The sequence below is a fragment of the Nocardiopsis lucentensis DSM 44048 genome (genome assembly GCF_000341125.1).
Classification (GTDB): domain Bacteria; phylum Actinomycetota; class Actinomycetes; order Streptosporangiales; family Streptosporangiaceae; genus Nocardiopsis; species Nocardiopsis lucentensis.
On record NZ_ANBC01000916.1, the window covers coordinates 1 to 14,328 of the forward strand.

Consider the following 14,328-nt stretch of genomic DNA (forward strand, 5'->3'; position numbering starts at 1 on the left):
GGACACCTACGGCGACGAGGTCTACTACTTCACGGCGGTCGCCGAGTGAGCCTCCACGACCGCCCGCTGGTCGTGGTCGGGGTCCCCGGCAACCGCCGCCTCGACCTGTTCCGGGCCGCCGCCCGCGCCGCCGGCCTTTCCGACCCCGTGGTCGTCCCCTGGCGCGACCTCGCCTCGGGGCCGGTCGCCCTGCCCGGGAACGCCCTGGTCCGGGTGGACTCCCCCGGCGGCGACGTCGAGACCGAGCGGCTCCTGCGCGGCTGGACCCGCGACCCCGACCCCTACCGCGCCGAGGGCACCGCCGACCACCATGCCGGATTCCGCGCCGCGCTCGACCGCCTGACGGCGGCCGTGGCCGACACACCGGGCGCCCATCTGGTCCAGGAGCCCGAGGACCTGGTGGTCATGTCCGACAAGCGGCGCTGCCACACCCGCCTCGACCGGACCGGGGTTCCGGTGGCGCCCGCGCTCCCGGGAACGGTCACCGACTACGCGTCACTACGGGCGGCCATGGCCGAGGCGGGCTGGCACCGCGTGTTCGTCAAGCCCCGGCACGGTTCGTCCGCCTCCGGCGTGATCGCCCTGGCCACCGCGCCCGGCGACCGGATCCGCGCGGTGACCTCGGCCCACCTGGAGCGGGGCGAGGACGGTTCGGTCGCGCTGTTCAACAGCCTCAGACTGCGCACCTACACCGCCGAGGCGGACGTGGCCGCGGTCGTGGACGCCCTCGCGCCCGACGGCCTGCACGTGGAGCGCTGGGTGCCCAAGGCCGGTTTCGCGGGACGGGTCATCGACCTGCGCGTGGTGGTGGTCGCGGGACGGGCCACCCACGTCGTGGTGCGCTCGTCCACCTCGCCGATGACCAACCTCCACCTCGGCAACGCCCGGGGCGACCTGGACGCCCTCCGGGCGGAGGTCGGTGCGGGCGCGTGGGGCGCGGCCATGGCCACCGCCGAACGAGCCGCCGCGGCGTTCCCGCGTACCCTGCACACCGGGGTGGACCTGCTCGTCTCCCCGGGGTGGCGCGCGTTCACGGTCTGCGAGGTCAACGCCTTCGGCGACCTCATCCCCGGGGTCCTGCACGAGGGCCGCGACACCTACGGCGAGCAGCTGCGCGCCCTGGCCACCGGCCGGTTCCCCGTCCCTGCTCCCGCGTCCGCCGCCCACTGAGACGAGACTTCCCCGAAAACCCCATGAACACCACCAGCGACACAGCGTCCGGCACACCGGACATGAACGCCGTCGTGGGCACGCACGACATCCTCCTGCTCACCCTCGACACCCTGCGCTACGACGTGGCCGCCGAACTGGCGGAGTCGGGCCGCACACCCCACCTGGCGCGTCTGCTGCCCGGTGGGCGGTGGGAGCGCCGCCACGCCCCCGCGAGCTTCACCTACGCCTCCCACCTGGCGATGCTCGCCGGGTTCCTGCCCACCCCGGCCGCACCGGGACCGCACCCGCGCCTGTTCGCCGCGGCCTTCCCCGGCAGCGCCACCACCGCACCGCGCACCTGGACCTTCGACACCCCCGACCTGGCGAGCGGCCTGGCCGAGGCGGGGTACCACACGGCCTGTGTCGGGGGCACGGGCTTCTTCAACCGCCGCTCGGCACTGGGGTCGGTCCTACCCGACCTGTTCGCGGAGAGCCACTGGGAGGAGTCGTTCGGCGTCACCGACCCCCGCTCCTTCGAGAACCAGGTGGCCCGAGCGGTCCGGATCGCCGCCGAACGCCCCGCCGACCAACCGCTGTTCCTCCTGCTCAACGTGGCCGCTCTGCACCAGCCCAACTGGTTCCACCTGCCCGGAGCCACCCGGGAGGACGGCGACACGCGCGAGAGCCACGCGGCGGCTCTGGAGTACGTCGACCGCCACCTGCCCCCTCTCGTGGCCGCGATGGCGAAACGCCGCCCCTGCTTCGCCATCGTGTGCTCCGACCACGGCACGGCCTACGGCGAGGACGGCTACACCGGCCACCGGCTCGGCCACGAGACCGTGTGGACCGTCCCCTACGCCCACGCCGTCCTGCCCCAGGGCACCACCATCGACACCGAGGAGGCGCACCCGTGACCCTCTCCCTCACCCCGCGCCCCGAACCGGTGCGCGCGGACTCCCCGTACCAGTCGTACGTGTACGCCTACCCGCACAAGAGTGCGTACCGCCCCTTCGCCCACCCGTCGCCCTCCACCACCCTCAACGGAGAGCCTCCGGCTCCAGCCTCCGATTCCAGACCGCTCCTGGCCGACCTGTGGCGCGGCGAGGACGTACGGGCTCTGTCCCTGTACGCGCACATCCCCTTCTGCGAGATGCGGTGCGGGTTCTGCAACCTGTTCACACGCTCGACTCCCCCGGCCGAACAGGTCACCGCCTATCTGGACGCCCTGGAGCGGCAGGCCGACGCGGTCGCCGAAGCACTGCCCGAGGGCGCGGCCTTCGCCCGGGCGGCTCTGGGCGGGGGCACCCCCACCTACCTGACCGCGCAGGAGCTCACCCGCGTCTACGACCTGACCGAGCGCGCGTTCGGGGTGGACCTGTCGGCCCTCCCGGTGTCCGTGGAGACGTCCCCCGCCACCGCCACCCCCGACCGGTTGGCGGTCCTCGCCGAGCGCGGCGCGACCCGGATCAGCATGGGCGTGCAGAGCTTCGTCGACTCCGAGGCACACGCGGCGGGCCGTCCGCAAAGGCGCGCCGAGGTGGACCGGGCGCTCGCGGCGATCCGTGCGGCCACCACGGCCGACCTGAACGTGGACCTCATCTACGGCATCGACCGCCAGACCTCCCGGACATGGGAGTACTCGCTGGACACCGCCCTGGAGTGGGAGCCGGAGGAGGTCTACCTCTACCCGCTCTACGTCCGGCCGCTGACCGGCCTGGGCCGCCGCGCCCGCGCGTGGGACGACCACCGTCTGGCGCTGTACCGGCAGGGCCGCGACCACCTGCTCGAGCGGGGCTACGAGCAGGTGTCCATGCGGATGTTCCGCCGCGCGGACGCCGCCGAGGCCACGGGGCCGGACTACTGCTGCCAGACCGACGGCATGGTGGGGTTGGGCTGCGGCGCCCGCTCCTACACCTCCTCGGCCCACTACTCGTTCGACTACGCGGTGGGGATCGGGCAGGTGCGGTCGATCATCGCCGACTTCACCGAGCGCGACACCGCCGGGTTCGCGCACGCCGAGGTGGGCTTCCACCTGGACGGGGACGAACGGCGCCGCCGCCACCTGCTCCAGTCCCTCCTGCGGGCGGAGGGAATGGACGCCGCCGACTACGCCGCGAGGTTCGGTTCCCACCCCGAGGGGGACTTCCCCGCCGAGTTCGGCGTACTCTCCGCCCGGGGCTGGCTGGCCTCCGCTCCCGGGGCGGACCGCGTGCTGCTGTCCGAGGAGGGGATCGCCCACTCCGACGCGGTCGGCCCCCTGTTCTTCTCCGCCGCCGTCGCGGCCCTGATGGCCGACTACGAGGCCCGATGACCCCGATGAGCGCACCCGGAACCGCGCCCCGCCGGGCGGGCGCCCCCGGAACCACACTGCCCCCGCACCTGACCCTCCTCTACCGAGGACCCCTGGCCAGCTGCGACTACGACTGCCCCTACTGCCCCTTCGCCAAACGGCGCGACACTCCGGAGACGCTGTGCGCGGACCGGGCCGCCCTCGAACGGTTCGCCGACTGGGTGGCGGACGACGCGGCGCACCCGGGGACCGGGATCTCCGTCCTGTTCACCCCGTGGGGCGAGGGGCTGGTGCGGTCCTGGTACCGCGCGACCATCCGGCGGCTGAGCCACCTGCCGCACGTGGAACGGGTGGCGATCCAGACCAACGCGAGCGGCCGGGTCGAGTGGCTGGCCGACTGCGACCTGGACACCGCCGCCCTGTGGACGACCTACCACCCGGGCCAGGTGACGCACGAGCGGTTCGCGGCCAAGGCGCACCGCCTGGTCGAACTCGGCGTGCGGTTCAGCGTGGGCGTGGTCGGCGAGCCCGAGCACCTGTCGGCGGCCCGGCGGATGCGCGCCGAGCTTCCCGACCACGTGTACCTGTGGGTGAACGCGGCCGAGGGGCGAAGCTACACCGACGACGAGGCCGCCGTGTGGCAGGAGATCGATCCGCCCTTCCACTACAGCCGCACGCCCCACGCCAGTCTCGGGCTCCCGTGCCGTACCGGCGACAGCGTGCTGTCCGTGGACGGGGAGGGGAACGTGCGCCGCTGCCACTTCGTGGACGTACCGATGGGCAATCTCTACGACGGATCGTTCGCGCCCCGGCTCGGTCCGGTCCCCTGCCCGAAGGCCGCGTGCGACTGCCACATCGGCTACGTGCACCTGGAGACCCTCGACCTGTACGACGTGTTCCGGGGCGGAGTGATCGAACGCGTTCCCGCGACCATACGTGCGCCGCTCCCCCTCACCCCGATAGAAACCGCTCGAAACGGTCACAGAAGGCAGGGATAATCCACGGCATGGTCTCTCCCCGGGTCATCGCGACCGATCTCGACGGCACCCTCCTCCGATTCGACGGCTCCCTCTCCCCCCGCACCATCGACACCCTGTCCGCCGCCGACGCCGCGGGGCTGCGGGTGGTCGTCGTGACCGCCCGCCCTCCGGCTGCCACCTGGATGATCGCCGACCGGCTGCCGTGTGCCGCCGTGGTGTGCGCCAACGGCGCCTTCACCCACCTGCCCGACCGGGCCGAGCCCCTGGTGCGCGCCCTGGGCCAGGACACCTCCGGAACCGTGGTCGAGAAGCTGCTGGCCGCCGTTCCCGATCTCGGCTTCGCCGTGGAGACCGGGGACGGGCTCGTCTACGAACCCGCCTTCGAGCTGTCGGAGTGGGCGGCCCAGGCCCCGTGGAGTACCGAGGTCGACGGCGTCGAGGAGCTGTTGGAGCGGGCGGCACCGATCGCCAAACTGCTGGCACGGGCGGCCGAGACGCCCCTCCACGACATGCGCGTCGAGGCCCAGTCCACGGTCGGAGCGCTCGCGGAGGTCACCTACTCGGGCGGCAGCCGGTTGCTGGAGATGAGCGCCCCGGGCGTGACCAAGGGCAACGCCCTCGCCGAGCTGTGCGGATCGTGGGGGGTGACGGCGGACGAGGTCGCCTACTTCGGCGACATGCCCAACGACCTGTCCGCGCTCACCTGGGCGGGGCACGGCTACGCGATGGCCAACGGGCACCCCGACCTGTTCGACCCCGTGCTGGGCCTGGGTGTGGCCCCCTCCCACCAGGAGGACGGGGTGGCGCGGGTCGTGGAAGGCATCCTCACCGCGTTGTGAGCCAGCAAAACCCTGGCCAGGCGACCGGGAGACCTCCTAGGCTTCGGTGGCGGAACACCCACCGATCCCAGGAGGGCCCCGTGCCGCACCCCACCCAGCTCGCCTCCTCCCTCGCTGACGCCGACCGGCTCGCCCTGTACGCCCGAGTGGTGTGCGCGGGGCCCGACGGAATCCCCTCCGAGGAGATCCGGTCCGGCGGGGCGAGAGCGGTCAAGCGCCTGACGCGCCTGCTGCGCGACGAGCTCGTGCGCGAGGCGGACCAGCGGATCACGGCCGTCCCGGACGTGTTCCGGGAGGCCGTGGAGGGCCAGCGGCCCGTGGTGTCCGATCCGGTCGACGCCCTGTTCCGGCACGGCCGCCTGACCCGGCTCCCCGTCCGGTCGGACCTGCGCCAGGCGGCTCTGCGCCAGGTGACCGACCGCCTCTTCGCCCCCGAACTGGAGTACACGGAGAAGCAGGTGAACACCGCCATCCTCACCTGCTTCGACGACCCGTCCGCGATGCGCCGCTACCTGGTCGAGGAGGGGTACCTCGAACGGGAGGACGACGGCAGCCGGTACCGCGTCGCCCGGGCCTGACCGGCCCCCGAGGAGCACGGAACACCGGGCGAGCGGGTCAGGACGTGAAGACGTGGGGACGCAGGTCCCTCGGGGTCCTCTCCGGCGCGATGCCGAAGGTCGCCCACACGTGGGTGCCGAGGTCCGCCCAGGGGGCGAGGCGGAAGTGCCCCCAGTCGGTGGACAGGTTCTCCACGAGCAGCAGACCGCGCTGTCCCTCCGCCCGGGACCACTCGCTCTCGGTGTGCTCGGCGGGGACGCGGGGGACGCCGCCCCCGCCGCCCGCGTCGCTGAGGAAGACACGCAGGGTCCTGTCGTCGGGCATGGACAGCCCCCGGATGGCCTCGCCGCCCTCCCGGCCGGAGTCGGTGTACTTGCAGCAGTTCGCGAACACCTCGCTGACCACGAGTCGGACGGTGTCGACCAGGTCCTCGTCGAATCCGGTCAGGTCGGCGGCCAGGTCCGCGCGCACCCGGGTGAGCAGGGCCAGGTGGCCTGGGTAGACGCGGTGTTCCCAGAACACGACCGGCCGGGGTTCCTTCGTCAGTGTGGTGTTCATACCGCCGCCACCTCGTTCCTCCGGTGCCGACCGATCCAGATACGGGTGAGGTCGCGGAGTTCGTCGAACTCCCCGGACCGTGGCCGCACGGGGGCGAGCAGGTCGCCCTCGGGCACCGGCCGGGGCTCGGGCACGCGCGGGGCCGCAGGTGTGGGCGCGGTGTCGGTCGGCGCGGCCGTCCGGGCGCGCGGGCGTCGGGCGGCCGCTTCCCGGACGCGGGCGAGTTCGCGTTCGTGGGCCGCGTAGTAGGGCCGGACGAGGGCGACGTCGTCGGCCGGGATCTCCTCACGGGGCGGTGCCGGGCGCGGCGCGGGGCCGGGCTCGGGAGGCGCGGGAACCGTGCCGACCCGCTCGGCGGCGGGCGCGGGAACCGGCGGGGCGGGGGCGGGCGTCGGCGCGTAGCGGCGGACCCGGGTGGAGCGGCGTCGGCGGGCGCTGTGGCGTCCGCGCGCGGGGCTGAGGAGGGTCTTCAGGTTCTCCAGGGCAGACCTGAGGACCGCACGGCTAAGATGAGCCATGTCGGCAATCCTTTGCTTAAAGACTTGAGTTGCTGACCACGACCCCGGACGATCGACTAATCGTCGCGGGGTCTTCCGTGTATGGAGTTGTGTTCGGGAAGAAGAGTAAAGGACCCGGGAGGAGAAGGCGAAGCTTTCCGCGAAAGAACCCTGAGAGGACAACCAGGTTTCTCGTTCTTCGAGGTCAGACAGGTTGACAGAAAGAACCAGGAGCCATTCCTCAGCTCACCCGAAAAACGCACTTCGCCCGAATTTGCGTCATTGATCAGGAAATGCGCGGACGCCGGACACGGAGGGACCCCGGGCAGTGGCCCTGCCCGGGGTCCCTCACCGTGTGCGGCCCTACCTCCGCGTCACGGACGCCAGGAGCGCGGCCCACTCACCGGCGGGGAAGGGCAGGTGCCCGGCCTCCCGGTGCTCGGTGTCGCGCACGTCCGCGCCGCTCTGGTGCTCACGCACCTCCACACACGTCGATGTACTCGGGCTGTAACTGGACTTGTGCCATTCATTCACGGGCCATCTCCTTCACCATCTCGACCGACTGCCCCTCAGACAGGGCGACCTGAGTCGCCCGCTGGATCCGAGCCAGCAGGGTCTCTACCTGCTTCGGCTGGTCATGTACCACGACATCCCAATTGTGCTCACTGGCCAGAACCCGAGTCCCGTCCGTGAGCTGGAAGCCCATCAGCGGTGCGACCATGTCGATGACCGCATCGTCGCCGAGCAGGTTCACCGTCACCCGACCCGCGTCGATGAGGTCCGCCAGGCGCCGTGCCTGAGCTTGCCGCGCCGACGGGGGAAGCCGGGACAGGCACGAGGCGGGGAACACGGCCGTTACCCACGGCGCCCCTTTCGCAGCGAGCGCGTCGTAGCGGCCCGCACGGTTCTTCGCCTCCGCCCTGATCTGCTCGTCCGACCCCGGGCAGAGCCCTTCCCGCAACATCAGTTCGACGTATTCCGTGGCCTGGATCAGGCCGGGAATGCCGTAGGGGTAGACGAGGTGGATCGCCACGGAGTTCTGTTCAAGGTAGGGAACGCGCTGCTTCCAGTGGGGAACCACGGAACCGGTCGCGACCACCTGCCACTCCCTGAGCAGGTCGCCGCCGCATTGCAGCACGCGGTCCAGGAGTTCGGCGTCATCACGGTCCGGGAGGTACTCGCCCCGTTCCCACCGGGTCACCGTGGAGGGGGAGCGACTGACGCGAGCGGCCAGCTGGGACTTGGAAAGCCCCATGTTGTTGCGCGCCCGTGTCAGGGATTCGCAGAAGCCGTTGCTCTCCATGCGTGGAACGTAGCGCCGGTTGCGAGGACCGGTCACCTCGTAGCGACCGACCGTGTCCGAGGTGTGACCTGGAACTCAGGCCGCTCCTGAGGAGGATCCCGTGAACGACCGCGTATCCCTGCCCGCCGCCGCGCTCCGCCCCAACGACATCGTGGTGATGCCCGACGGGAACATCCGTGCGGTCACCGCCGTCCACCCCCACGACTCCGGGGCCGTGTCCGTGCGCCTGGGCGTCACCTGGTACCGGTACGAACGCGGCGAGGACCTGACCGTGGCCGACCGGGGACCCGCGGCGCCTAGGCCGCGGCGGTGACCGGGAGATGCTGTTCGGCCCAGATGATCTTGCCGTCCCCGGTGTACCGCGTGCCCCACCGGTGGGTGAGCTGGGCGACCAGGAAGAGGCCGCGCCCGCCCTCGTCCGTGGTGCGGGCGTGCCGCATCCGGGGGGAGGTGTTACTGGTGTCGGAGACCTCGCAGACCAACCCGGCCTGCCGCAACAGTCGCAGCCGGATCGGCCCCGACGCGTAGCGGATGGCGTTGGTGACCAACTCGCTGACGATCAGCTCGGTCGTCATCACCAGCTCGTCCAGCCCCCAGGCGCTCAGTTGGCGGGACGCCCGGGCCCGGATGTCCGCCACGGCGGCCGGGTCGGACGGCACGTCCCACGAGGCGATCCGGTCCGGGCTCAGGGTGTGCGTCCGGACCAGCAACAGCGCGGCGTCGTCGGTGTGGGACCCCGGGAGGAGCCGTCGGACCGTGCTCTCACACAGTTCGTCGAGCGCTACGCCCGGGCGGGCCAGGGCCCGGCCGAGGCGGGACATGCCGGATTCGGCGTCCCGGCCGTCGGACCGGAGGAGGCCGTCGGTGTAGAGGCCGATCAGACTGCCCTCCGGCAGCTCCAGCTCGGCCGTCTCGAAGGGCAGTCCGCCCAGCCCGAGGGGCGGCCCCGCGGGCAGATCCGGGAAGTAGACGTCTCCCCCGGGCGGGACCACGACCGGTGGCGGGTGCCCGGCGCGTGCCATGACACAGCGCTGGGTCACCGGGTCGAACACGGCGTACAGACAGGTGGCGCCGGTCAGGGCGGTGGTCGTCGCCTCGTCCCGCGGGTTCTCGTCGAGCAGGCTGATCACCAGGTCATCGAGGTGGGCCAGCAGTTCGTCGGGGGGCAGGTCCATGTCCGCGAGCGTGTGCACGGCGGTGCGCAGGCGCCCCATCGTCGCGGCGGCGGTGAGTCCGTGTCCGACCACGTCGCCCACGACCAGGCCCACCCGTGCGCCGGACAGCGGTATGGCGTCGAACCAGTCGCCGCCCACCCCGTTCGCGGCGTCCGACGGCAGGTAGAGGGAGGCCGTCTCCAGAACGGTCCCGCTGGCCAGCACATGCGGAAGCAGGGTGCGTTGGAGCGCCAGCGCCGTGGTGTGCTCGCGCGAGAAGCGGCGGGCGTTGTCCACGCACAGCGCCGCCCGACCCACCAGGTCCTGGGCCAACCGCAGGTCGTCGGGCTCGAAGGACGTCGGGTTCCGCGACCTGACGAAGGTGGCCAGGCCCAGCACCGTGTCCCGTGCCCGCATGGGGACGGAGATGAGCGAGTGCAGACCGAACTTCCGTATCGTCGCCACCCGGGCCGGTTGCTCCACCGCCCAGACGTCGTCGTCGGGGTTCAGGACCGGGATCAGGACGGCGTCGCCCTCGACCAGGTAGCGGGCGTCGTGCGGGGGTGGAACGAAGTCCACCCGTTCCCCCCTCCTGACGACCGCCTCCGGGCAGCCCTCGCGCACCGAACCCAGGCCCGCCCTGCGCATCGCGGGCTTGGTTCCGGGTGGCCAGGGCGGCGGTTCCTCCGCGTCCAGGACCGACTCCAGGAGGTCGACGACGACGAAGTCGGCGAAGCGCGGTACCGCGAAGTCGGCGAGTTCCTGTGCCGTCCGGGACACGTCCAGGGTGCTGCCGATCCGCGTGCCCGCCTCGTTGATCAGCCTCAGGCGGTGCTGGGCGTTCCACCGCTCGGTGACGTCCATGACCATGTAGCAGACGCCGGTGATGGCGTCGTTGGCGTCGATCAGGGGGAAGAACGAGGTGGAGTAGGCGTGCGGGCGGTACGGGTCCGCCCAGCTCCACCCCTGGTACTCGTGGTCGAGCACGGGTGTGCCGGTCTCCAGGACACTCCTCATGACGGCCTCGATCGGCTCCGCGCGCAGACCGGGGAGCAGGTCCCTCAGACGTCGGCCCAGACGCTGCTCCCGCGACACCCCGCCGAACCGTTCCAGGGTGTCGTTCACCCAGACGAAGCGCAGTTGCGGGTCGACCACGGCCATGCCGATCGGCGAGCGGGTGAGGAAACCGTCCAGCACCGACCCGCCGACCGTCCACCCCGGCGTGCGCTCCCGGCCGGAGACCAGGAAGCACCGCTGGCCGTCCAGGGCGAAGGCGGCGCAGACCCGCAGGTCCACCTCGACCAGTCGACCGTCCCGGTGCCGGAGGTCGGCCGTGCCGTGCCAACCGCTGCCCGACCGGCACCGGTCGGCGATCCGCGCCGTCCGGGCCGGGTCCGGGTCCTCCCCCTCCGCGAGCAGGCGGGCCGCCGACCGGCCGACCACCGTGTCGGGCGGGTACCCGAGGAGCTCCTGCGCTCCGCTGGTCCAGCCGAGGACCGTACCGGACTCACCGATCACCGCCGCCGCGTCGCTCGTGGTGCCGACGTGACCGGAGGCGCCGGAGGGTCCCGGGGGATCCGGCAGCGCCCCGGCCCCTGGTCTCGACATCTCGCTCACCGCCAACCCCTCTGTCTGCATCATTCCCGTCCGCCCCACAACCAAGCCACCTCCCCGCGCGGCGTCCGGGCCCTTCGTGCGAACCTGGGACAGCGGGTTCGGCTGACGGAGGCGGTGCTGCGGATGGGACGGGTCACGGTCCGGGACAAGGTCCTGCGGATCAGGGACGGGGCCGCCGGCGAGCGGGTGGACAGCCTCGTCGTGGAGGAGCCCCTGGAGATCAGGGTGGACGGCGTCGCGCTGGCCGTCACCATGCGCACCCCGGGCGCGGACTTCGACCTGGCCGCGGGGTTCCTGGTCAGCGAGGGCGTCGTCACCACGGCCGAGGAGGTGGCCGCGATCCGCTACTGCGCCGGGGCCACCGAGGACGGGGCGAACACCTACAACGTGCTCGACGTGTCCCTGGCCCCCGGCGTCCCGCGCCCCGACACGTCCCTGGAACGCAACTTCTACACCACCTCGTCGTGCGGGCTGTGCGGGAAGGCGAGCCTGGACGCCGTGCGCACACGGGCGCGGTGGCCGGTCGAGGGGGACGGCCTCCGCGTGGACGCGCGGACCCTGGCTCTGCTGCCCGACCGCCTGCGCTCGGCCCAGCGGGTGTTCGACCGCACGGGCGGACTGCACGCCGCCGGGCTGTTCACCGCCGACGGCGAGCCGCTCGCGGTACGCGAGGACGTGGGTCGTCACAACGCGGTGGACAAGCTGGTCGGCTGGGCGCTGCACGGCGACCGCCTGCCGCTGCGGGAGACCGTCCTCATGGTCTCGGGGCGGGCCTCGTTCGAGCTGACGCAGAAGGCGTGGATGGCGGGGATCCCGGCGCTGGCGGCGGTGTCCGCGCCCTCGTCCCTGGCCGTCGACCTGGCCGCCGAGGCGGGGATGACGCTGGTGGGGTTCCTGCGGGGGTCCTCGATGAACGTCTACGCGGGGCGTCACCGGGTACGCGTGGATGTCTAGGATCCACTGGTATGCACCGACTGTCTGAGCGGCGACAGCCGCTGTTCGTCTACGGCACCCTCCTCTTCCCGGAGATCCTGAACGCGCTGCTCGGCCGCGTTCCCGACTCCGTGCCCGCCGCCGCGCCCGGCTGGCGGGCGGCCGCGCTGCCCGGCCGCCCCTACCCCGTGCTGGTCCCCGGCGCCGGAACCGCCTCGGGAAGGTTGCTGTCCGGGCTGTCGGAGACGGAGCGGCGGATCATCGACGTCTACGAGGACGAGTGGTACGAGGTCCGCCGTCTGGAGCTGGCCGACGGCGGCGCGGGGTGGGCCTACGTCGCCGACGCGGCCACCGAGGCGTCCCCGCGGGACTGGGACGCGGACGCCTTCGCCGCCGAGCACCTGACCGCCTACGTCACGGAGTGTTCCGCGTTGCGGACCGAGCTCACCGGGGCCACCGGATGAGCCGGGCGCGCTGAGCACGCGCGCGGGCACCGGCCGGTCAGGTGAGCCGGTGCCCGCGGTTCGGCCCCCGGGGGTCCGGGGCCGGCCGGTGGGTCAGCCCGTGAGCAGGGTCAGGTTCCACCGCTCCAGGATCGGGTTGAGCGGCTGGAAGTAGGTGGTGCCGCCGGAGGTGCAGTCACCGGAGCCGCCGGAGGTCACGCCCTGGGCCTCGGTGCCCGCGAGCCAGGAGCCGCCGGAGTCGCCGCCCTCGGCGCACGCGGTCGTGCGGGTCAGCCCGTGGACGTGCTGGCCGCGCGGGTAGCGGACGGTCTGGTCCTTGGCCTCGATGACGCCGCACTGCCAGCCGGTGGTGCGGCCCGAGCGGCACACCGACGCGCCGACGGGGGCCTCGGCGGAGCCGGTGACGGTCACGGTGCCGCCGTCGTAGTCGTTGACCTGGGCGGTCGGCGTGAAGTCAGGGTTGGTGACGTCGACCCAAGCCATGTCGCTACGGGGGAAGACCGACCCGGCGACCGTGCCGATCTGCTGGGTTCCGGGCACGTCGTGCCAGGTGTCGCTGCCCTCGTCGCCGCAGTGGCCCGCCGTCACGTAGCCGCCGACGACGCCGAACCCGATCGAGCAGACGTACCAGCTGCCGCCGTCCTGGAAGTAGTACGGGTTGCCGCCGACGATGTCGGCGTAGGTCCGCGGTGTTCCGGGGCTCTCCTCGACGACGACGGCGTCGGCGTCGACACCGGCGCTGGCGGCCAACTCCTCGGCCGCGGACTCGTGGCCCGGTGCGGCCTCGATGACCACGGTGTCCCTGGCCGGGTCGGCGTACCAGCCGTGGACGGTGGCGTGGGCTCCGTCGGCGGCCGCGTCGAGCGCCTCCATGACGGAGTCGAGTGCGCTCTCGCCGTGGTCGACCAGCTCGGGAACGGCCCCGGCGGCCCGTACGGCGCCGAAGTCGGAGCGGTCGGTGACCTGGACGGTGAGGTCGAGGGTGTCGACATCGAAGACCGCTCCGCCGAAGTCCGGGCCGAGTTCCTCGCGGAGTTCTCTCTCGGTCTCGGCGGCCGCCTCCTGGGCCGCGATGAGCTCGGTGACGCCGGACTCGGTGAGCCCGAAGGCGCTGCGCATGGCGGCCATCTGGTCCGGCGAGGGGCCGCCCGTCGGGGAGTCGGCCGCGACCGGTCCGGTGGCGGCGAGGACGAGTCCGAGGGAGAGCGCCGTCATGCCGACGGCGCGGGGGAGGGGGGATCCGTGCAAGGTTCTGCCCTTTCGCGGGGGTACTAGGCAGTGCGGGCGCCGTGCGCCCACGGGGGTGGACGGTTCGCCAGGTTTGCCGCCCGACGACCGTCAAAGTGTTCACCTGGTGATGAACAGGGGAAAACGTAAGCCACGCACCGGAAAAGGACAACCACCCGAATACTCCATGAATTCGGAAAGTTTCCTAACGAAACACCATAGAAATGGAGAAACCAACAGGGGTGGTGTGCATGAAGGGGTCGAAACCGGGAACCCGCGCGCGCGACACGCCCGCCGGACGGTCCGCTACCACACGCCGGGGGAACGCGCGAGAGGGGCACGCGTGGCCGGATCCGGTCACGCGCACGTCACTTTTCGTGACGACTCATGACGGGAAAGCCACCCCGCACCTGGTGACATGGGGTTCCAGGGGGAACACGGTACACAGAAACGCCCGGGAGGCCGCGGCCTCCCGGGCGTCCGGGGCGGCGGCCGGAGAACCGGCGCCGGATCGTCCCCTTCGATTCTTCGGGTGATGGACGGCTAGCGGGCGAAGCTGAAGACGTCGAACGACGCCGCGCCACCGGGTCCGGCGAAGTTGCCGCTCTGCGAGAAGAGCGCACCGCCGAAGTTGCCGCCGCCGAAGTGACCACCGTGGCCGCCGAAACCGGCCTTGCTCACGATGCTCAGGTTGCTCGCGCCCCCGAAGCCCGCCATGGACTCGTTGTAGGACCAGAAAGCTCCGCTGCCGAAGCC

At 72.2% G+C, this 14,328-nt stretch carries 16 protein-coding genes; 9 read left to right on the forward strand and 7 right to left on the reverse strand.

The features are described 5' to 3' along the window. Positions 1-45 precede the first annotated feature (45 nt). The 6 genes from D471_RS0131570 (at position 46) to D471_RS0131595 (ending at position 5,839) form a co-directional block, all read left to right on the forward strand. Positions 46-1,170, forward strand: a complete 1,125-nt coding sequence (locus D471_RS0131570) for an STM4014 family protein (protein WP_017602313.1) — start codon at positions 46-48, stop codon at positions 1,168-1,170. A 62-nt stretch (positions 1,171-1,232) separates the two neighbouring features. Beyond that, a complete protein-coding gene (locus tag D471_RS0131575; RefSeq protein WP_040692235.1) occupies positions 1,233-2,066 on the forward strand; it encodes an STM4013/SEN3800 family hydrolase in 834 nt (277 codons plus the stop codon). After that, complete coding sequence (locus tag D471_RS0131580; RefSeq protein ID WP_017602315.1) at positions 2,063-3,463, forward strand: STM4012 family radical SAM protein; 1,401 nt, start codon at positions 2,063-2,065, stop codon at positions 3,461-3,463. The genes D471_RS0131575 and D471_RS0131580 overlap by 4 nt, the downstream gene beginning before the upstream one ends. Next, complete coding sequence (locus D471_RS0131585) at positions 3,460-4,440, forward strand: STM4011 family radical SAM protein (RefSeq protein WP_017602316.1); 981 nt, start codon at positions 3,460-3,462, stop codon at positions 4,438-4,440. The genes D471_RS0131580 and D471_RS0131585 overlap by 4 nt, the downstream gene beginning before the upstream one ends. A gap of 8 nt (positions 4,441-4,448) precedes the next feature. Continuing rightward, positions 4,449-5,261 (forward strand): HAD family hydrolase, encoded by an 813-nt coding sequence (locus tag D471_RS0131590; RefSeq protein ID WP_017602317.1) that lies wholly within the window; start codon positions 4,449-4,451, stop codon positions 5,259-5,261. An 80-nt stretch (positions 5,262-5,341) separates the two neighbouring features. Further along, a complete protein-coding gene (locus D471_RS0131595) occupies positions 5,342-5,839 on the forward strand; it encodes a DUF2087 domain-containing protein (protein WP_017602318.1) in 498 nt (165 codons plus the stop codon). 37 nt (positions 5,840-5,876) lie between these two features. On the opposite strand, the gene D471_RS0131600 is transcribed toward D471_RS0131595, so the two are convergent. From D471_RS0131600 to D471_RS37315, 4 genes are all read right to left on the reverse strand, one after another. Then, positions 5,877-6,377 carry an ATP-binding protein gene (locus tag D471_RS0131600; protein WP_017602319.1) on the reverse strand — a complete coding sequence of 167 codons (501 nt, stop codon included), beginning with the start codon at positions 6,375-6,377 and terminating at the stop codon, positions 5,877-5,879. After that, positions 6,374-6,895: a hypothetical protein gene (locus D471_RS0131605; RefSeq protein ID WP_026128270.1), complete on the reverse strand. Its 522-nt coding sequence runs from the start codon at positions 6,893-6,895 to the stop codon at positions 6,374-6,376. The genes D471_RS0131600 and D471_RS0131605 overlap by 4 nt, the downstream gene beginning before the upstream one ends. 342 nt (positions 6,896-7,237) lie before the next feature. Beyond that, positions 7,238-7,408: a DUF397 domain-containing protein gene (locus D471_RS38955; protein WP_083924474.1), complete on the reverse strand. Its 171-nt coding sequence runs from the start codon at positions 7,406-7,408 to the stop codon at positions 7,238-7,240. Continuing rightward, entirely contained in the window at positions 7,401-8,177 is a 777-nt protein-coding gene (locus D471_RS37315) for a helix-turn-helix domain-containing protein (protein WP_017602321.1), read from the reverse strand. The genes D471_RS38955 and D471_RS37315 overlap by 8 nt, the downstream gene beginning before the upstream one ends. A gap of 100 nt (positions 8,178-8,277) precedes the next feature. On the opposite strand from D471_RS37315, the gene D471_RS0131620 reads away from it, so the two are divergent. After that, the gene (locus D471_RS0131620; protein WP_017602322.1) at positions 8,278-8,490 is read left to right on the forward strand and encodes a hypothetical protein; all 213 of its coding nucleotides are present in this window, start codon (positions 8,278-8,280) and stop codon (positions 8,488-8,490) included. On the opposite strand, the gene D471_RS0131625 is transcribed toward D471_RS0131620, so the two are convergent. After that, positions 8,474-10,972 carry a SpoIIE family protein phosphatase gene (locus D471_RS0131625; RefSeq protein ID WP_017602323.1) on the reverse strand — a complete coding sequence of 833 codons (2,499 nt, stop codon included), beginning with the start codon at positions 10,970-10,972 and terminating at the stop codon, positions 8,474-8,476. The two genes, D471_RS0131620 and D471_RS0131625, sit on opposite strands and share 17 nt — an antisense overlap. A gap of 99 nt (positions 10,973-11,071) precedes the next feature. Here D471_RS0131625 and fdhD point away from each other — a divergent pair, with 99 nt between their 5' ends. Further along, positions 11,072-11,902, forward strand: a complete 831-nt coding sequence (gene fdhD, locus D471_RS0131630; protein WP_026128272.1) for a formate dehydrogenase accessory sulfurtransferase FdhD — start codon at positions 11,072-11,074, stop codon at positions 11,900-11,902. Positions 11,903-11,913: 11 nt separating this feature from the next. Continuing rightward, positions 11,914-12,345, forward strand: coding sequence for a gamma-glutamylcyclotransferase family protein (locus D471_RS0131635; RefSeq protein ID WP_017602325.1), 432 nt, complete (start codon positions 11,914-11,916; stop codon positions 12,343-12,345). 93 nt (positions 12,346-12,438) lie between these two features. Here D471_RS0131635 and D471_RS0131640 read toward each other — a convergent pair whose 3' ends face one another. Together D471_RS0131640 and D471_RS40630 are read right to left on the reverse strand one after the other, a co-directional pair. Further along, the gene (locus D471_RS0131640) at positions 12,439-13,593 is read right to left on the reverse strand and encodes a S1 family peptidase (RefSeq protein WP_152486532.1); all 1,155 of its coding nucleotides are present in this window, start codon (positions 13,591-13,593) and stop codon (positions 12,439-12,441) included. Positions 13,594-14,115: 522 nt separating this feature from the next. After that, the coding region (locus tag D471_RS40630; RefSeq protein ID WP_040692232.1) for a hypothetical protein at positions 14,116-14,328 on the reverse strand (213 nt) is incomplete at its 5' end.